This window comes from Streptosporangium sp. 'caverna' (assembly GCF_003203775.1).
Classification (GTDB): domain Bacteria; phylum Actinomycetota; class Actinomycetes; order Streptosporangiales; family Streptosporangiaceae; genus Streptosporangium; species Streptosporangium subroseum.
Genome location: NZ_CP029711.1, coordinates 4,987,746 through 5,006,524, shown reverse-complemented (window position 1 = coordinate 5,006,524; position 18,779 = coordinate 4,987,746). Strand labels below are relative to the sequence as shown.

Here is an 18,779-nt window from a genome sequence, read left to right as displayed (position 1 = left end):
TGATCAGCGGCAGCCGTAGCTCCGCGGCAGCCGTAGCTCCGCGGCGAGCCGGATGCCTCGGCGGGCCACCTGGATGGCGGCCGGTCCAAGAGCGTTCTGCATACGGTCTTGGCCAACGAATACGCAAGGCGTCTCGCCGATGCGGGCCAGGGCGAGGATGATCCCACAGCCGGGGAGGCCGAACTGGAGCGCGCCCGGTGCCGCGCTCTGCAGAAAACGCTGCGCGTCGGGGCGGTCCGGCTTGCGGGTGGCGAGCACGGAGTCCCAGGCGGAGGTGTCGGGCCCGCAGGCCACCTCATTCGTATTCCGCCACACGCCTGCGGGGACGCCGCCGCGAGCAGTGATGACGCCGAGGGCGCGGTCGAGGATATCGGCCAGCGCCGTGGGATCGACCACCAGGTCCACGAGCCCGTGAGCATGCAGGTTCTCGGCCGTCTGAACCCCCTCGGGGAACGGGGCGCCGTACAGGGCCTCATACACCCGCGGCCCGAGGAAGCCGATCAGCGCGCCGGGCTCGGCCAGGGTGAGGTGGCCGAGCGAGCCCCAGGAGGCGAGCACGCCGCCGGTGGTGGGATGACGCAGGTAGACGAGGTAGGGCAGGGCGGCGTCCTTGTGCGCGGCCACCGCCGTGGCGATCTTGATCATTTGCAGGAAGGCCACGGTGCCTTCCTGCATGCGTGTCCCGCCCGACGCCGGGGCCACGATGAGCGGAAGCCGTTCTTCCGTGGCACGTTCCACGGCCGACGCCAAGCGTTCGGCCGCGGACACTCCGATGGACCCGCCTAGGAAGTCGAACTCCCCTGCGACGACTGCGACGCGGCGCCCGCGCAGCAAGCCGGAGCCGGTGATCACCGATTCGTCGAGGCCTGTCTTCTCACGTGCGGCGGCCAGTTCGGCGGCGTAGGTGCGGTCGGGGCGCACGTTCACTGGCGGGGCGTCCCAGGAACAGTAGGTTCCGGCGTCGAGCAGGGTCGCGAGGAATTCGCGGGCCTTCATGCGCCCTCCGCGAGCGGGGCTTCGCCGGCGAGCCAGGCTTGGATCGCCACGGAGTCATCGCCGAGCAGGGGCGGCGCGAGGTGGTCCGTGAAGGTTTGCTCGGCACCGTCGGGGGTGAAGAAACGCAGCGGCGGTCCCGGCAGCGTGATCGGCCCCAGGGTGGGGTGCCGGACGTCGAGGACAAGCCCTTGGCTGCGGGTCTGGTCCCAGGCGTAGACCTCGCGCACGTCGCGTACCTGTCCGGCGGGCACGCCCGCCTCGGCGAGCAGGTCCAGGAGCGAGGCGGTGTCGTGCGCCGCGAACAGCTCCTCGACCAGTTCGATGACTACGGGGCGGTTGGCGACGCGCTCGGGGTTGGTGGCCATGCCGGGCCGGTCCGCGTCGAGCCCGAATGTGGTGCAGAACCGCCGCCACAGTCCCTCGCTGCCGATGGCGATCTGCACGGCGCCGTCCCGGGTGCGGAACAACCCGTACGGGCAGATGGACGGATGATGATTGCCTTGGGCGTGACCGACCTCGCCGGCCACGGTCCATTTCGTGCCTTGGAAGGCGTGTACGCCCACGACGGCGGCCAGCAGGGAGGTGCGCACGACCTGGCCGACCCCGGTGTGCCGGCGTTCGAGGAGGGCGGCGAGCACGCCGTAGGCGCCGTACATGCCGGCCAGCAAGTCCGCGATCGGCACTCCCACGCGCTGCGGATCGTCCGGTCGTGAGCCGGTCAGCGACATCAGCCCCGCCTCGCCCTGGGCGATCTGGTCGTAACCAGGCCGGCCTCCGTCGGGGCCGTCGTGGCCGAAGCCGCTGATGCTGAGCACCACGAGCCGCGGGTTCAGCTCGGCCAGCCGATCGGGTCCGAAGCCGAGTCGTTCCAGTACGCCGGTGCGGAAGTTCTCCACGAGCACGTCGGCCTTGCCGATGAGCGCTTCGAGGGTCTGCTTGCCGTCATCGGACTTGAGGTCCAACTCGATGGAGCGCTTGTTGCGGTTGGCGGATAGGAAGTATGTGGATTCGCCGCCCAGGAAGGGTGGCCCCCATCCGCGGGTGTCGTCTCCGGTGCCAGGAGTCTCCACCTTGATGACGGTGGCGCCGAGGTCACCGAGCATCATGGTGGCGTGCGGTCCCGCCAGGGCGCGTGTGAGGTCGGCCACCACAATCCCGGTGAGCGGTCCGCGGCTCACGTGTTCTCCGGGAAGTCGATCCAGTACGGGATGGTCATCGAGGTTTTCCCTGCCGGTTGCGGCTGGCGATGGGCGTGCGCAGCGTACCGAGCCGGTCGATCTCGATCTCCACGACATCGCCGGGCTGCAGGAGCCACGGCGGCGTGCGGACGTAGCCGACGCCGTCAGGTGTGCCGGTGGCGATGACGTCGCCGGGGTTCAGCTGGAAGGTGCGGCTGATCAGGGAGAGCACATCGCCGACGCTGAAGATCATGTCGCGGGTGTTGCCGTCTTGGACGACGGTGCCGTTGACGCGTGTCTGGAGGCGCAGCCCGTCGCGCAGGTCGCCGACCTCGTCGGCGGTCACGATCGGGCCCATGGGGCCGCTGTGGTCAGCGTTCTTGCCGAGCGTCCACTGCGTGGTGAGCTTCTGGGCTCGGCGGGCGGTCAGGTCGTTGAACGTGGAGTAGCCGAGCACGGCCGCTTGCGCGGTGGCGGAGTCGGCGTCGATCAGGGGTTCGGCGATGTACGCGGCGACCTCGCCCTCCCAGTCCAGGCCTGCCTCTCCGGTGGGGACCGGCACGGGCACGTCGCCGACGCTGAGCGAGGCCGTCCAGCGACCGAACAGGGTCGGGTACTCGGGGACTTCGAATGATCCCTCGGCGGCATGGGCACGGTAGTTGAGCCCGACGCATATCACCCGCGCCGACGGGGGTACCGGCGGCGTGAACCGTACCGACTCGGCGGGCAGCCCTTCGCCGCTGAGCCGGGCGGCCTTGGCCGTCCAGCCGCGGGCATCGGTCCAGAAGCGGGCGACGTCGGTCACGATGTGGACGATGTCGCCGTCCAGCCGTGCGACGTGGACCGTGTCGTCCCTGGTGAGCTGTACTCCGGCGAGCTTCACGCCTTCTCCTCTGTCCAGTCGTCGGGGACCAGCTTCAGGTCGAAGCCGATCTCCTCGTAGGGGGCATCGATGTCCCACTGTTCGCCGCCGTCGTCATGAGCGACGGGATGGCAGATCAGTTCGTCCTTGACCGCGAAGGCGGCGTCGGAGTCGAGGTAGGGGTCGCCGGCCAGGAACACGTGTGTGGTGAGGGTTCGGTGACCGGCGGCGGTGACCCGGTAGTGCAGGTGGGCCGGGCGCATCGGATGGCGGCCGATGGCGTGCAGCAGTTTGCCGCCGGTGCCGTCGGTGGGCACCGGGTAGCTGCTGGGCCGGATCGTGCGGAACCAGTAGCGGCCGTCGGCGTCGGTGGTGAACAGGCCGCGCAGGTTGCCCTTGTCCTGAGTCTCGTCCTGGGTGTCGTACAGGCCGGTGTCGTTGGCCTGCCACAGGTCGACCTGTGCGTCGGCCAACGGGGTGCCGTCGCAGTCGAGGACCCGGCCGTGGACGACGGTCGGCATGCCGCGTTCGCGTTCCGGTCCGAAGCTGATCCAGGCGCCGAGGTCGCGCTCGGGCGCCGGGGAGTGGAAGGGGCCCTCGACCGAGGACGGCGTCATGTTCTTGGGGCCGGCGTGGTTGACGTCGTCGACGGCGCTGGTCAAGCCGAGCATGTCGGAGAGCAGGATGAACTCGTTGCGCTCGGGCGTGCACATCCTGCCGGTCTCGATGAGGAAGTCGAGCCCGGCGATCCACTCCCGCTCGGTCGGGCGCACCTCTTCCACGAAGGCGTGCAAGTGCGTGACCAGAGCGGAAACGATCTCGTTCAGACGCGGGTCCGGGCTGTTGACCTGACCGAGCACCTGACGCAGCAAGGGGGTCATGCGACACCTCCCAGGTGGCTGAGCAGGAACTCGTCCTTGTCGGACTGGATGTGCACGGGGGTCACGCGGATTGCCTTTCGTCCGTTGGGTGGAGCCGGGCGGCCAGTTCATCGACCAGCGCCCGGGAGCCGATGGTGAAATCGCCGAGACGTCCACGATCCTCCATTCGTCGCGGCATCCCGGCGCTGTTTCGCTCGACTGTGAGTACGTAGCCTGAGCTGCGGTCAAGCAGCGTGGTGGTAGTCGCTGATCATGCCTGTGACGACGAATTTCGTCGACGATGTCATCCGTGGTGGTCTTCGGCGTATCCGGGTTCCTCTGGCGTGCGCCGGCACGGCTGTGTCACGCGCGGGCTCTCGCCCTGGCCGAGATGCGCTCCTGAGAGCCATGTGCCTCGTCAACGACCTTGCGGGTGTCGATCCGGGTCATGCGGCCGTCTCGCTTGACGAACTCGCCGGCGACCATGACGGAGTCGACGTTGCCTTCGTGGGCCGCGAGGACCACGGCGGCGACCGGGTTCAGGACCGGCCCGAGGTTCGGGTCGGTGGCGCGGATACAGACCAGGTCAGCCTGCTTGCCAGGGGTGAGCGAGCCGATGTGGGACTCCATCCCCACCGCCCGGGCGCCCTGGACGGTGGCGAATTCGAGGACGTCGCGCATCTTCAGCGGTACGGGGTCCGCCACCTGGGAATGTCCGCCGCCTATCCAGGAGCGGTAGTGGGCGAAGATCATCTTCATCTGGGTGAACATGTCGCCGGTGCACTTGGTCTCGGTGTCGCCGCTCAGGCTCGGCCGGATGCCGAGGGACAGCACCTTGTCCAGCGGGATGTCGCCGATCCCGGCCGAGTTCATCTCGCAGTGCGCGCCGAGCGACACGGTGGCTCCGGCGTCGGCGATCATCTGCAGCTCTTCCAGGTGGAGACGGTTGCAGTGGACGAACGTCATGTCGTCGCCGAGAAGGCCGGCCGCGTGATACTGGGCCACCGCGTGGTGGTCGGCGTTGCGGGCATAGGCGCCGACGTGCACCGTCGTGCGGATGCCGAGCTCGCGCGCCAGCCTGAGGTCATCGAAGGCGACATCGGGCGCGGCTTCCTCGGGGCCGCGGGCCGCCATCGCAAGGGTCAGCAGCTGATCGTCGGAGGAGAAATACTGGTCGCGCACCCGGCGGATGTCCTGGGGGTGGCCGAGCCGGCTCTCGACGCGCCAGCTGTCGTCGACCACCAGTGGCCAGCCGTGAGCGAACACGCCCCGGATCCCCGCCGCGCGCAACCCCTCGATGGCCGCATCAGAGTGCTCGGGAGTGTTCTGGATATGTGACCAGTCCACCATCGTGGTCGTGCCGGCGCTCAGGGCGCACACCGCGCCGAGCAGGTTGCCGATGCGGACGTCGTCGGCCTCGTAGGAGGGCCCGATCCGGCCGAGCACCTCGGCGAAGTACTGCATCGGGTCGAGGTCGGCGTAGGTGTGCCGCATCGCGCTCTGCCAGGTGTGGCGATGGGTGTCGACGAACCCGGGCGTGACGATCCAGCCCGAGCCGTCGATCTGTTCGGCGTCGTCGGCGCTGAGCGAGGGGGCCACCTCGACGATGCGGGTGCCTTCGATGAGGATGGCGCCGCGGTCGAGGTCCCCGATCGCCGGGTCCATGGAAATCACCCGTGCGTCGCGGATCAGCGTGCGGGCGCTCATCGGGCCAGGTCCAGGTAGTGCTCGATCGCCCGATGGGCCTGCATGGTATCTCCTGATCCGTTCTGGGCCCACGCGACATAACCGTCGGGGCGCACAAGCAGAGCGCCGACGTCCTTGAGTGCCGGCGGGCAGAGTGTCGGCACGCCGCTGATCGCGCGTATCGGCGCCGCGGGGTACTTGATGCCGGCGAAACGGTCGTCACCGGTGCAGTCGATGAGGAGGAACTCCATGCCGCGCAGCAGTTCACCGATGCGTACGAGTCCTTCTCGGGTGTGCAGCTCCGCGTCGGGGACCGGGGCACCCGCCAGCGGGTGGCCGGCTCCGGGTGTGGCGTAGGTGGTGGTGAGTCCGTTGAGCTCCAGGCCGAGCCGGCGGTTGACCTCGGGTATCGGCATCAGGTCGCGCTCGAACATCCGCCGGTAGGTGATGCCACCCGGACTGAAGTCGAACTGGATGGCGCACTGGGCCTCCACGCTGCGCAGCAGTGCCTCCGTGACCGGGCGGCGCTCGCTCTCGTAGGTGTCCAGCAGCGCGGGGGAGGCGTGCCCGTTGACCACCGCTGCGAGCTTCCAGCCGAGGTTGAACGCGTCCTGGATGCAGAAGTTCATGCCCACGCCGCTGGCCGGGTAGTGGATGCGGGTGCTCTCGCCGACCAGGAACACGCGCCCCTGCGAGAACCGGGAGGCCAGCCGCATGGCGTCGGTGTAGCGTGACGCCCAGCGGACCTCGCCGAACTCCAGGTCCATCTCGAGGATCTCGCGCAGGACCCGCCGCACCTCGTCGTCGGGGACCGGCTCGGACTTGTCGGCGCGCCGGGAGTCGGCGTGCACGATGTTGAAACGCAGGACAGGGTCCTCAGCGCCGCCGAAGGGGAACGCGTTGACCCAGCCTCGCGCGTTGTCGGTCATCTTGCGGACCTCGGGCCAGGGCGCGGCCATCGCCACGTCCGCGACGATGCCGGTGAACGTGGCGTCGTGGCCGACGAAGTCGATGCCCATCAGCTTGCGGACGGCGCTGCGTCCGCCGTCGGCCCCCACCACGTAGCGGGCGGTCATCGTGCTCAGGGTGCCGTCGTCCATCTCCGCGGTCACGCGCGCGCCCTCAGAGTCCTGTTCGACGCCGTTCACGGTCGCCCCGCGGACAAACCGCACGCCCAGTTCGAGACAGTTCTCGGTGAGCAGTTCCTCGGTCGTGCTCTGCGGCAGGATCAGCCGGTGCGGGAATCTGGTGTCGAGGTGGCGCCAGTGCACGGGCTGCATTCCGCCCCAGATGTGCACGGGCACGAAGGGATTTTCACGGATGAGCCGGGCGCGCTCGATGAACCGTTCAGCGAGGCCGCGCGCGTCGAGCAGTTCGAGCACCCGTGGCAGGATCGTGCCGGCCCGTGACTGGACTCCTGTGAGGCGGCGCTCCAGCACGCAGACGCGTACCCCGGCCCGCGCAAGCTCACCGGCGACGGTCAAACCCGACGGTCCTCCGCCGACGACGATGACGTCCGCGTCTTTTTGATCTTCAAACAACGGGGTGCCTCTCAGGAGTGGAGTCGCGCGCCGGCCTGGGCGGTGCAGCGGTGGACGAACTCGGCTACGCCGTCAAGGAAGCGTGCGCCGGCGAACACCGGGTCCTCGTGGTTGGCCCCCGGAAGCAGCATCACGCTCACCTCTTCGCGCGTTCCCGCGGAGACCAGTGCCTCTGCCAGTCGCACGCTGTGGGAGTGGTGCACGACCGCGTCGCCCGTGCCGTGGGCGAGCAGTACCGCCGGCGCCCCGGCATGGACCTGCGCGAGAGGGCTGAGCCCACCCAGGACGGCCTCGGACAGATCCCCCGGCTCCACCCCCGCGAGCAGAGCGAGTCTCGCCCGGTGGTCCAAGCCCTCGAAGCCCGGCGGTGGGACGCTCTTGCGGATCACCTCCGGGACCTGCAAGTGACTCGCGGGCACGACGGCCGAACCAGCCGATGTCAGGTCGTAGCGCCCGAACAGCCCAACGAAGCCGGCGACGCGATCCGGGGCGGCGAATGCGGCCAGCGCGGACAGGTGCGCGCCCGCCGAGGCGCCCATCAAGACCGCCCGGTCCGTAGAGAGCCCGTAGGCGGCGCCGTGCTCCGTCACCCAGTCGATCGCGCCGAGGATGTCGTCACGCTGCCGCGGATAGGGACCGCGGTCGATTGTCCGGTAATCGATGCTGGCCACGGCCACGCCCGCCCGGGCCAGGGCGACGAATCGTTCCGAGAACTCCCGGCGGCCCCCCATGAGCCAGGCTCCGCCGTGCACGTACACCACGGAGGGGCGCGACGTCCCCCCCTCCGGCACGTACAGGTCCAGCCGCAGGTCGGCGTCGCCTGCCTGCCGGTAGACCACGTCGCAGGTTTCCACGACGTCGTGGGCGGCTCGCATGGTTCTCCTCGATGTCGGGACCGGTGTCGGGATCGTCACTGATCGCATGGGCGGGACCGGGGCCTGGTGTCTCGCGGTAGCCATCGTGGATCCCAAGCTTTCGGATTGTCAATAAGTATTCTAAAGTTCACCTTGAAATTGACTGGCTGGCCTCGCGTGCCGCCAATGCGAAGCCGCTCGTGCAGTGCGTTTGCGGTCGAGACGGGCAGCTTCATGCCCGCGACCTGCGCAGGCGAAGAAAATGAGCGGAGCCAACTTTCTAAAGTTGGCCGGGAATCCCTACACTGTCCCCGTGGCCAAGACTGAAGCCGGTGGAACCCGGGTGGACGCGGTGTGGTTGAGTCTGCAGTCCGACATCCTCGCAGGCCGCCTCCGCCCTGGAGAGCGGCTGAAGTTCCCACCGCTGTCCAAACGATTCGGCCTCAGCCCCAGCGTGATCCGGGAGGCGCTGAACCGCCTGGCGGACCAAGGGCTGGTCCGGATGCAGCCGCACCAAGGTTTCCAGGTCACACCGTTGTCGGCGGTGGACCTGCGCGAGCTCGTCGAGGTGCGCGTGCACGTCGAGACAGAGGTGTTCCGGCGCGCGATCGAGCACGGCGACCTGCGATGGGAGACCAATATCGTCGCCACCCACCACATGCTCGCCAGAACCCCCGAAAAAGATCCGGACGATCCCGCACGGACCAACGAAGCCTGGGACGAGGCCCACTCGGCCTTCCACCGGGCCCTGCTGCTCGGCTGCACGAACAAGCGGCTGCTGGACCTGGCGACACGGCTGCGCCAGGAGTTCAAGCTCTATCGCCACTTGTCGGACTCCTTGGGCGACGATTCCGAGCGAGACCCCGCGGGCGAACACAAGCAACTGGCCGATGCGGCCATCGCCCGAGACGGCGCTTCGGCGGTCGAACAGCTGGCCGCGCACATCGCCGCACCGGCGGACCGCCTGCTCAGACTGGCCGCCGCCGGGAAACTTCCCCTCGACACCGCTCTGTCCGGCGACGGGATCGGGCCCTCGGCCTGACCTTCGACACCTCGCGCCGGCCGCATTACAGGCGTGCGACGGCTTGATCACAGGCACCGGCGGAGCCACGGGCGCGATGGTCTCAGCCGCGCTTCGAGCTTGATACAGAACTCGACTTCAAAAGTTTCTAAAATACTTGACAGATACTATTCTGCCGTTCATTGTCTTCACAGGCCGAGGTAGACCTGGGTGAACACGTCTGCAACCGATGATCATCCGATCACCTCCGCTCGGCCCTCACTTTGCGTGGCGGGCCGCCCCACAGCTCCGGCACCTCTCCAGGTCCCCTCCGAAGCCGGACTGCTGCTCCGCAGACTCAGGAGATCCCCATGGCAACATCCCAACCCGCACCTCCCACCGGGTCCTCCTCCGCCCAGCCCTCCGCCGGCGCCGACCCATCCGCCATCGCCGCGCGCATCGATCGGATCCCCGCCGGCAGGTTCCACGTCAAGCTCGCGTCGATCGTGGGCGCCGGCACCTTCTTCGACGGGTTCGACGCCATCAGCCTGGCCGTCGTTCTTCCCCTGGTCGTCACCACCTTCGGCATCGGCTTCAGCGAAGCGGGGCTGATCATCAGCGCCGGCTACGCAGGGCAGTTCGTAGGCGCACTCCTGATCGGCGTTCTCAGCGACCGCATCGGACGGAGCAAGGCATTCATCGTCAGCATCGCCGTGTTCGGCGTGTTGGCAGTACTGTGCGCGCTCGCCTGGAGCGCGGACAGCCTCATGGTCTTCCGGCTCCTGCAGGGGATAGGACTCGGAGCCGAAGTGCCGATCGCCGCCACGCTGGTCAATGAATATCTCGGCCGCCACAGCCGTGGCAGGGTCTCGGTCCTGTACCAGGCGCTGTTCACGTGGGGCCTGTTCTTCGCCCCGCTCATCGCGTTGATCCTCACCTCGACGACAAGCCCGGAAAACACCTGGCGTATCCTCCTCGGTATCGGCGCCCTCCCCTTGGTCGTGGCGGTCGTGGCCTGGTTCGCACTCCCCGAGTCGGCGCGTTGGCTCGCCGAGAAGGGCCGCTTCGCGGAGGCGGAGGTCTACGTCCGGCGCATGGAGCAGGAGGCGGCCGACGCCGGGCACACGCTGGAGCCTCCTGTCGTCTCTCCTGGATCGCTGTCGCCGCAGAAGACGCGCCTGAGCGAACTCTTCCAAGGCAGGTACGGCGGCCGTACCGCGATGCTCTCCTGCATCTGGTTCTGCACCTTCTTCGTGACGTACGGGTTCACCGTCTGGCTGCCGAGCATGTATATATCGGTCGGCGGTCTGCCTCCGTCGCGCTCCCTGCTGCTGACCGTCCTGCTCGGCGCCATCCAGCTGGCGATGTCATACGTCGTGGCGAGCTTCGTCGACAAGATCGGCCGACGGCGGACCTTCCTCATCGGATTCGTGGTCGCGATCCTGGGAGCCGGGTTCGGCGCCGTGAACCTGCTGGTGTTCCACCACACCTCCTGGCCTGTGCTCTTCGCCACCGGCGTCATCCTCACCATCGGGATCATGCTGCCCACCGTGAGCCTCTACCTCTACACCACGGAGCTCTACCCGACCCGGATGCGCGGCTTCGCCAGTGCGACCACCAGCAGCTTCAGCCGGATCGCGAGCATCGTCTCCCCGCTGGTGTTCGGCTTCCTGCTGGGCGGCCATGGCGGAGCGGGCGCGGTCTTCGCCATCCTCGCCGTCGTCGCCTTCCTCGGCCTCCTGACCATGGCCAAATGGGGCCCGGAGACCCGCCTGCGCACCCTCGAGGAAATTTCCGGCTGACCCTGACCGGCGCGGCCTCTGCTGTCCGGGTGGCACGAGTACACGAGCTCTCGGTCTGCGCTGCGGCTCACCTCGCAACCGGTCGGCCATAATCGCCGAAACCAGCGTGTGTCCTGTGCCGCTGTTGTCATCGCAGGGCTCCCGCGATGGGCGCGATGGCGCCGATGCCCATCAGCAATCCGACGACGCGTTCTCCGGGTGCACCTGCCGGTTTCAGGACCGGCAGGCTCCGCACGCCGAGGGCGGGATGCAGCTCGACGGGGGGCCGGCACGGTGCCGCCCGGGGCCGCTGCGTGCGGCTCCGAACACGACCGGCTCCTTCTGCGGCACGGCGAGCTCATTGGCGATGGCGGCCGCCGCGCGCGGCGGTCAGGGACGCGAGCGTGGCGTCTTTCCCTTCGTGCATTGCCACTGGTGCACCAGCGCCCGGCCGTAGTCGTTACCGTTGGGCGTGCGCATGACGGTGTGGATGTGGAACGGCTGAGGAGTGTCGTTGGTGAGGAAGACGCCGCAGTGGTGGTCGAGCTCGGCGATGATCACTGGGCTCTGGACGCGGAAGCAGAAGGGATCCTCCGGCCCGTGGCCGCCGATCCAGGAGAACCAGGTGTCGGCCAGGTGCGCCCGGATCTCACGCATCCGTGCTCTGGCCGGCCCCTCGGGCAGGATACCCACATACTGGTACTGGGCGATGAGTTGCCAGATCAGCTCTTGGGCCCGCTGCGAGAGCCCGGCCACCCGGACGCCCTCATAGGGAATGACTCTGTTGTCCTGAAAGGCCCCGGCCAGGTACCGCTCGTCGCCAGGGTGCACCCGCCCTTCAGGCATCGCCGGGTCGACCAGGCTCTCATAGGTGGTCGCGACCCTGCGCTGCTCGTCGGTGAGCTCTCCCATCAGCTCGCGGGCGAGCCGGATGCGTTCGGTGAAGGCGACCGACCCCGCGTCGATCTCGTTAGGTTCCGCCCCGAGGAAGACGGGCTCATTACGACGTCTCCGAAATCGTGCGTGCTGGTCGGCCCGCGGGCACGGCTGGGCCTGGTCGGCCGGTCGGTCGGGGGCACCTTTCCGGTATCGAGCCGGAGCGCTGCGGTTCAACGAAACGCGGTCGGTCTTTGCGCCCTAGACCTTGCTCGCTGCGGCCAGGGCCGAGGCGCCTGCGCTCTGCTCGGTGCGCGGCCGGAGGCCGATCCAGATAAGTGCGACGCTGACGAGTGTGACGATCACGTCCACGGTCAGCGCTAGGTGGATACCGTTCAGTTCCGACGCCTGGGTGGCGGCTATCGTGCTCAGGATCGGGATGCCGATCGTGATGGCGACGTTCTGGGTCATCGACGTCAGGCCGGTGGCCAGGCCCTGCTCCGCGTTCGGCAGGCCGGACGTGCCGGTGACCGTGTACGCCACGATGGATGTGACGTGCCCGAAAAAGCTGATGAGCAGCGCCGGTATCAGGACGGCCAGCCCCAGGCGGTCGGAGCCGATGAAGATCAGCGGGACCGTGGCGAGGCTCTGTATGGCCAGGCCCGTCGGCAGCACCTTGCGGTAGCCGTAGCGGCCGATGAGGCGACCGGCGACCGGACCCGCGAGCACCGCCGCCAGACCTGGTACACCGAAGATCAGGCCGGTGACGAGCGGGTTGAACCTGAGGACGTTCTGGAGGTACAGCGTCATCATGAAGATCATCGCCGTCTCCATGCTGAACACCACGAGACCGGCGTAGTTGCCCCACTTGACGGTCGGGCGTTTGAGGATGCGGACCGGGGCGAGCGGCGCGGCCGCGCGTACCTCGATCACCCAGAACGCGGCCAACAGCACGATGCCGATGACACCCGCGAGGACGCTCTGCTCGATGATCGCGTAGACGGCGGCCAGCAGACCGCCGGTCACGGTGATCGCGCCGGCCATGTCGAGCTTGATCCGGTCGGGCACCTTGCTCTCGGTGATCAGGAACGGTGTGAGCGCGAGGATGATCACACTTACGGGTGCATTGATGAAGAAGGCCGAGCGCCAGCTCAGCAGACTGACCAAGGCGCCCCCGACGAGCGCGCCGATGGTGAAGCCGCCGGACAGCAGCGCGCCGTTGAGGCCCAGGACGCGGTCACGAGTCGCGCCCTCCTCGAACGTGGTGGTGAGCAGGGACAGCGAGGCCGGGATGGACATGGCGGTGGACAGGCCCTGGAACGCGCGGGCGGCCAGCAGCATCTCGGGGTTGGTGGCGAAACCGCCGAGCAGCGAGGCGGCTACCAGCAGGGCCATGCCAGCGAGGAACAGCCGGCGGCGGCCGAACAGGTCGGCCAACCGGCCGAAGAGAAGGGTGAAGCCCGCCGCGGGCAGGGCGAAGGCGGAGGCGATCCAGGGCAGCATCGTCAGATCCAGCCCGATGCCCTGGCCCACCTCCGGCAGCGCGACGTTCAGGATAGAGAAGTCGACGGACAGCATGAATCCGGCGCCGAGCAGGATCAGCAGGATCAGCCGCTGCCGGCCGGTGAAACCGGCCGGTGAAGCCGTGTCGGTAGTCAAGAGACGGTTCCCTTTCTCATTCTCAAGAACCTGGTGTGAACAAAATGGAACTAGTCCCCGGGCGGGTCGTCGGTCACATCTGGCCAGTCGAAGACGCGTCCCTGGGGCGTTGCCCTGCCGACCGCCGGATTGGCTGCTGAACCTTTGCGGCGCGACGGACGAAGCGTGCCAGCGTTGTGCCACAAGGGCCGCAAGGGCCGCAGTGGTCCATCCACAGTGCGGTCGGCGGGCCGGGCAGCCCGCACCGCGTCCCGCTTCGCTCGGTTTCGTGGCAGGCTAGGGCCCACCCCACCGGTACGGGGTGCCGTGAGTTTTATTCCGGACCGGCCGGGTCCACGCGTGACGGCGATCGTCCCGTGTCCCGGCCGGGGTCGAACATGTACTGGTGGTGGGTACAGCTAGGGCTTGTCCTGATCCGGTTCGGTGGACTCGGCGATCCGCTTGATCATCGCCAGCCGCCGGTCCCACCCGGCCGCGACCGCGGACATCCACCGCGCTGTCGCATCCAGCGCGGTGGGCCGCACCACGTACCGAACCTCCCGCCCTGCCCGGCTACCGGACACCAGCCCGGCAGCGTCCAGGACAGCGAGGTGCTTGACGATCGCCTGCCGCGAAACAGGCAGCCCTTCGGCGAGCGTCGTCGCGGTGGCTTCGCCCTGCGCGGCGAGGAGGTCGAGCAGGTTACGTCGCGTCGGGTCGGCCAGGGCGACCAGGACGCTGTCGACCGCCTCGATGGCGCCGAGACGTTCCTGAGTGCTCACCTGGCCTGTTCGGCGCGGTTCCTGACCGCCTCGAACACCTGAGGCCAGCCTTCGGTATTGAACCGGATCGCCTTGTCGCGCAGTTCTGCGGAAGTGCTCAGTGACGCGAAGCCGCTCTCGACGACGCGCAACCGCGTCTTGTCGCCTTCCTCGCTCAATGTGAACTCCACGAGAGTGCTGTTGTCCTCACGCAACTCTGCTCCAGGAAACGCGCTGGACCAGCGGTAGGCCACATACGTCGGCGGCTCGACCTTCTCCACCCGCACCGCGACCTCACCGAGATTGGCGTTCTTCGCCACCATCGACGCGCCCTCCCCGGCCACCACGCCGGCCAGGCCCGCCTCATCACCTCCCCAGATGCTCGCCTCCTCCGACACCCAGAACCCGGGTTCGGCCACCAGCGACCAGACCCGCTCCAGCGATGCCGCGATCAGCGTGTCGCGTTCGATATGGTCTTCGTTCATCGGAAAGACTCCTTCACCGTCCGGGACCATTATGCAACTACAGAGTTGCACGTCTGGCCTTAATGCGCAACCCTAGAGTTGCATCCCTGCGGTGCCACTTTGACTGGGGGCACACCGCCGTAGCCGCGCCGTCGGCAATGTCGACGCCTATCGGGGGGCTGGCCGCTTCGCGTTCGGTGACGCCGGCTTACGGCCTCCGGCGGGCGACGACCGCTTCTGCCATCTGCGAACCCCAGGGCCGATCCCCTATTGACCAGGCCGGTATGTTCCCGGTGCCTGTACATCGAGCTTCGTCCTCCTTCTCGACCAGCGCGAGCACCTGCCAACCCAGGCACACCAGCGCCGTGACCCGCGAATTCAAGATGACGGACACCAGTGGAGATCTGGGCGCCCAACTGCTGGGTGATCGAGGCTGTGACGGCGTCGGGCCGACCGAACATGCAACCCTAGAGTTGCGCTTCGAGGGCAAGACATGCAACTCTGTAGTTGCATCGGATGGCGCCAGTGAGAGAACCTTCCGATGAACGAAGACTGTTCGAGCACGACACGCTGATCGCAACGCCTCGGAAGGGTCCGAGCGGGTATCGACCACGCGCTCAGCCCGAACGAGGGCCGTGAGGCTCATCAGCGTGGTCTCCATCCGGCTCGGACTGCGTCCACGCGGCGAGCACCGCACGGAGCGTCCGGAAGCCGACGAGGATCTAGCCGCGTCTCGTCCTCGAAATCAGCCGACTCGGCACGACACCCGCAACCCACCCGCACCGCAGCGCCTGCTGCGGCCACGGAATAGGAGAACATCCGTGAGCATCACCACCGCGTCCACCAACCACGTCGGCCCTCCGCCTCCGGACGACTCAGAACTCGCCGAGACGGCTGCCATGTTCGCTGAGATGATGCCGTCGCCGACCACACCCGACCTGATCTCGGTATTCCGTTCAAGCCCCGCGGGTATGGCGCCAATATCAGACGATGAGCTCAGCCGGGGCGGCGAGTTCCAGATCTTCGAACGGACGGTGCCCGGAGCGGCCGGCGACCCTGACATCACCCTGCTGGTATCCCGCCCGACGGGTGCGCTGACGCCGACCCCGGCGATCTACAGTATGCACGGCGGTGGGATGATCACGGGTGATCGGCGCACCAACTTGCCTGACATGCTCGATCTCGCCGCCTCGGTGGGCGCCGCGGTCATCTCTGTCGAGTATCGTCTCGCGCCGGAGCATCCGCACCCCGCGCCGGTCGAGGACTGCTACGCCGGTCTGCTGTGGGTCGCGGCGAACGCGACGGAATTGAACATCGACCTGGATCGTATCGTCGTCGCCGGCGCGAGTAGCGGTGGCGGCCTCGCGGCGGCGGTGGCACTCCTCGCACGGGACCGCGGCGGCCCGGCGCTGGCGGGCCAGATGCTGCTGGCTCCGATGCTCGACGACCGCAACAACACCTCGTCGGCCCTGCAGACGGCCAGCCAGGGCATGTGGATCCACACGTTCAGTGAGACCGGTTGGACGGCCTTCCTCGGCGACGCGCGCGGAGGGCCGGACGTCTCGCCGTACGCCGCACCCGCCAGGGCGACGGACCTGTCTGGCCTGCCGCCGGCGTTCATCTACGTTGGTTCCGTCGAGACGTTCCGCGACGAGGACGTGGCCTACGCATCGGCCATCTGGCGGGCCGGTGGGCAGGCGGAGTTGCACGTCTGGTCCGGGGGGTTTCATGGCTTCGACCTATTCGTACCGCAGGCGGCCGTGTCCCAGGCGGCCAAGGCGGCCCGTACGTCTTGGATGCGCCGCATCTTGAAGGCCTGAACAGCTGGCCAGCGAGCCTGGCAAAAGCTGATCTCAATTGGTGAGATTTGCAAATAGTTAGCCAGGGCATCCGCCAACGGGACTTTCGTTCCGATGCTCGTCATGCCCTCTAACCGCTGGTGAGACCGCCGCGGCGAGCGAGGAGGGCTGCGCCGACGGCCACTGGAGCGCGCCCACATCCTCTCCCAGCCCATTGGCCCGGGGACAACGCGCGCTCCGGTTGACCAGCCGCTACCGGCCCGCGCCGGTTGCACAACAACAGGCCGCGGCGGTCGCCGCCCCGCGTCTGCCGTCGACCGTGGACGAGTGGAAGAAGCAGCTCGCCCAGCTCATCCGCGAACTGGAGCCCGGCGGGCAGTTCGCCCATCAGCACTGGCAGCACGGCCGGTTGTACGGCGCGCTCCTGGACGTCATCGTCGCGCTCGGCAACGCCTACCCCGGAGGCATCGACCGGCTGCAGCCACGCCACTAATGTTGAGCGACAGATCGCTGGGCATTGCTTCGCGGCAAGACTGTCAGTAGCGCACCGTGACTATCTTCGCTGTGCCGGGCCTACTGCTCGGCACCACCGGCGTGACTGCCAGCTCAACACCCTGCCGTGCCCAGAGACCAAATCAAAGATCAACAAATCACGCAGCCGTCACGGCTGGGCGAAGCCACCCAGCCGTGTGAATCATCGGGGCTAGGTGTGCCGAGTACGGGCGTGGTAGCGAAGGCTTCGAGCATCGTCTGGTGCATGGGGGACAGCCGCATCACCAGTTCACGCAAATCGAGAAGCACCGGCACAGTGGGGGAGCCATAATAGTCCTGCGCGGATCCGAGCTCGACGAAAGACACTCCATATGCGGTGCGGATCGCTTCAAGCAGTCCGGCGTCGATACTTGCCAGCCAGTGGGTGCCACCTCTGGCTATGGTCGCGGCCCACGACGCGGCGTAGAGAATCTCCGCGACAGACCTGCCTCGCACATCCCGGCGGACGGCTAGCGTGCCGATCTCGCTCAGGTGTATTGGGGTGATCGAACCAACGAGCGCCGCACCGGCTGGGGCGAGGGGAAGGTCAATGAGTGTCTTGAAGGGGCGGCTACCTGAGAGGATTTCTCTCAGGGCGCCGACGAGCTCGCCGTTCTCTTCGACAACTGTGAACACCGACTGATGACCATAATCCCTGAAGTCGTCTAGAGTTCCGTCGTCATCCAGAAACCCGGCTTGGCGGAACACACTGAACTCGAGTTCGCACGCCGCCTCATAGCCCGTCTGACCGTAAGCCAGCCGGACCACGCTGACCTGCTGCCGCCATGAGGCGCGGTGGCGGGTCGTGCGCGTCTGGACGATGGGCGAGCTAAGGCCGCACAGCGGGGTGGCGTAGCTCAGGCTGTAGGCGCCAGCATATTCGAACCGGATGCGATCGCCGGTGGTTACTGCGGCTGGCAGCATTCGCTCTTCCATAACATCGTCGCCGTCACAACTCGGCCCAGCCAGCACCATCGATTCGCAGGAATCGGTGCCATGATCGACTGCTCGAACTGGCAACTTGACGGCACCTCCGGTTCTGCCCGCCTCAAAAAGGCCGTTGTAGCAACCGACATTGAGGTACAGCCAGCGCCGGTCACTGCGTACGGCAGTACCGATAATCCGCGCATGTATCGTGCCAGCTGCCGCCACGATGAATCGGCCGGGTTCAGCGGCCAGAGCCACTGGATAGGGCAGTTCCTCTGCAACGGCGGCATCGACCTCGGCACCGATCTCCTCAATGGTCGGGGGAGATGATCCCTCGTAGGGAACGGGGAAGCCTCCTCCCAAGTTAATGAGCGGAACCCGGATCCCATCCTGGTCAAGCTCTTGCAACACATGTCCGACCGATCGCAGGGCGGATCGCCAGACCTGTATAGATTCGGCTTGGGAACCGACGTGGAAAGTTATCGCCTCCACTGTCAGATTGAGATCACGAGCCTGTCGGGCCAGCTCGCTGATCACTTCGGGAGTAGCTCCGAACTTCTCCGACAGCGGCCACCGGCTGCCCTGGGACGGGACCGACAGGCGCAACGCAACCTTGGACGCACCAGCTGTGGCGAGCCGTTCGAGCTGTTCGGCCGAGTCCGCCACAAATGACTTCACGCCAGCTGACAGAGCCGTCGTGATGTCGGCCATGGACTGTACGGGCATACCGACAACCAGCCGTTCGGCGGGGATGTTGAGGGACAGCATCTGGCGGAGTTCGCCGACCGAGGCGATGTCGAACCATCCGCCGCAGTCACGTACCGTCAGTAGTACTCCCGGATGCGGGTTCGCCTTCACCGCGTAGGAAAGACGTCTCAGCCGAAATGTCCGCTGAAGATCTAAGATAGCCGTCCGGACTTTATCAAGATCCAGTTCCAGGATGGGACTGTCGTGGCCTTTGCACTCGGCGTCACCGCCGTGAGATGCGTCCATGGTCCGGCGTCCTTTACCTTAAGAGAGCCCGC

At 67.4% G+C, this 18,779-nt stretch carries 16 protein-coding genes; 4 read left to right on the top strand and 12 right to left on the bottom strand.

Annotated elements, in window-relative coordinates:
- Window positions 1-3: 3 nt before the first annotated feature.
- The 7 genes from DKM19_RS22070 to DKM19_RS22040 all read right to left on the bottom strand — a co-directional run bounded on the left by DKM19_RS22070 (window position 4) and on the right by DKM19_RS22040 (window position 7,998).
- Window positions 4-996, bottom strand: a complete 993-nt coding sequence (locus DKM19_RS22070; RefSeq protein WP_369989589.1) for a carboxyl transferase domain-containing protein — start codon at window positions 994-996, stop codon at window positions 4-6.
- Complete coding sequence (locus tag DKM19_RS22065) at window positions 993-2,174, bottom strand: CaiB/BaiF CoA-transferase family protein (protein ID WP_239514381.1); 1,182 nt, start codon at window positions 2,172-2,174, stop codon at window positions 993-995. The genes DKM19_RS22070 and DKM19_RS22065 overlap by 4 nt, the downstream gene beginning before the upstream one ends.
- A gap of 34 nt (window positions 2,175-2,208) precedes the next feature.
- On the bottom strand, window positions 2,209-3,057 hold the full coding sequence (locus DKM19_RS22060) for a fumarylacetoacetate hydrolase family protein (protein WP_110697962.1): 849 nt from the start codon (window positions 3,055-3,057) through the stop codon (window positions 2,209-2,211).
- Window positions 3,054-3,917: a dioxygenase gene (locus DKM19_RS22055; protein WP_110697960.1), complete on the bottom strand. Its 864-nt coding sequence runs from the start codon at window positions 3,915-3,917 to the stop codon at window positions 3,054-3,056. Before DKM19_RS22055 ends, DKM19_RS22060 begins: the two co-directional genes overlap by 4 nt.
- A gap of 342 nt (window positions 3,918-4,259) precedes the next feature.
- Complete coding sequence (locus DKM19_RS22050) at window positions 4,260-5,603, bottom strand: amidohydrolase family protein (protein ID WP_110697958.1); 1,344 nt, start codon at window positions 5,601-5,603, stop codon at window positions 4,260-4,262.
- Entirely contained in the window at window positions 5,600-7,123 is a 1,524-nt protein-coding gene (locus DKM19_RS22045; protein ID WP_110697956.1) for an FAD-dependent oxidoreductase, read from the bottom strand. Before DKM19_RS22045 ends, DKM19_RS22050 begins: the two co-directional genes overlap by 4 nt.
- Window positions 7,124-7,134: 11 nt before the next feature.
- A complete protein-coding gene (locus DKM19_RS22040) occupies window positions 7,135-7,998 on the bottom strand; it encodes an alpha/beta hydrolase (RefSeq protein ID WP_162641672.1) in 864 nt (287 codons plus the stop codon).
- A 292-nt stretch (window positions 7,999-8,290) separates the two neighbouring features.
- Here DKM19_RS22040 and DKM19_RS22035 point away from each other — a divergent pair, with 292 nt between their 5' ends.
- Together DKM19_RS22035 and DKM19_RS22030 are read left to right on the top strand one after the other, a co-directional pair.
- Window positions 8,291-9,019 (top strand): GntR family transcriptional regulator, encoded by a 729-nt coding sequence (locus DKM19_RS22035; protein WP_110697952.1) that lies wholly within the window; start codon window positions 8,291-8,293, stop codon window positions 9,017-9,019.
- 329 nt (window positions 9,020-9,348) lie between these two features.
- Window positions 9,349-10,779: an MFS transporter gene (locus DKM19_RS22030; protein WP_110697950.1), complete on the top strand. Its 1,431-nt coding sequence runs from the start codon at window positions 9,349-9,351 to the stop codon at window positions 10,777-10,779.
- Window positions 10,780-11,148: 369 nt separating this feature from the next.
- On the opposite strand, the gene DKM19_RS22025 is transcribed toward DKM19_RS22030, so the two are convergent.
- From DKM19_RS22025 to DKM19_RS22010, 4 genes are all read right to left on the bottom strand, one after another.
- Window positions 11,149-11,871, bottom strand: a complete 723-nt coding sequence (locus tag DKM19_RS22025) for a DUF3500 domain-containing protein (protein WP_110697948.1) — start codon at window positions 11,869-11,871, stop codon at window positions 11,149-11,151.
- Window positions 11,872-11,895: 24 nt separating this feature from the next.
- Window positions 11,896-13,293, bottom strand: coding sequence for an MFS transporter (locus tag DKM19_RS22020; protein WP_204358931.1), 1,398 nt, complete (start codon window positions 13,291-13,293; stop codon window positions 11,896-11,898).
- A gap of 398 nt (window positions 13,294-13,691) precedes the next feature.
- Window positions 13,692-14,054 carry a helix-turn-helix transcriptional regulator gene (locus DKM19_RS22015; protein ID WP_110697946.1) on the bottom strand — a complete coding sequence of 121 codons (363 nt, stop codon included), beginning with the start codon at window positions 14,052-14,054 and terminating at the stop codon, window positions 13,692-13,694.
- A complete protein-coding gene (locus DKM19_RS22010) occupies window positions 14,051-14,518 on the bottom strand; it encodes an SRPBCC domain-containing protein (protein ID WP_110697944.1) in 468 nt (155 codons plus the stop codon). Before DKM19_RS22010 ends, DKM19_RS22015 begins: the two co-directional genes overlap by 4 nt.
- A gap of 800 nt (window positions 14,519-15,318) precedes the next feature.
- Here DKM19_RS22010 and DKM19_RS22005 point away from each other — a divergent pair.
- A complete protein-coding gene (locus tag DKM19_RS22005; RefSeq protein WP_239514380.1) occupies window positions 15,319-16,317 on the top strand; it encodes an alpha/beta hydrolase in 999 nt (332 codons plus the stop codon).
- Window positions 16,318-16,537: 220 nt separating this feature from the next.
- The gene (locus DKM19_RS22000; protein WP_110697942.1) at window positions 16,538-16,789 is read left to right on the top strand and encodes a hypothetical protein; all 252 of its coding nucleotides are present in this window, start codon (window positions 16,538-16,540) and stop codon (window positions 16,787-16,789) included.
- A 149-nt stretch (window positions 16,790-16,938) separates the two neighbouring features.
- Here the strand turns inward: DKM19_RS22000 and DKM19_RS21995 are convergent, their stop codons facing one another.
- Window positions 16,939-18,747, bottom strand: a complete 1,809-nt coding sequence (locus tag DKM19_RS21995; protein WP_110697940.1) for an alanine racemase — start codon at window positions 18,745-18,747, stop codon at window positions 16,939-16,941.
- Window positions 18,748-18,779 lie beyond the last annotated feature (32 nt).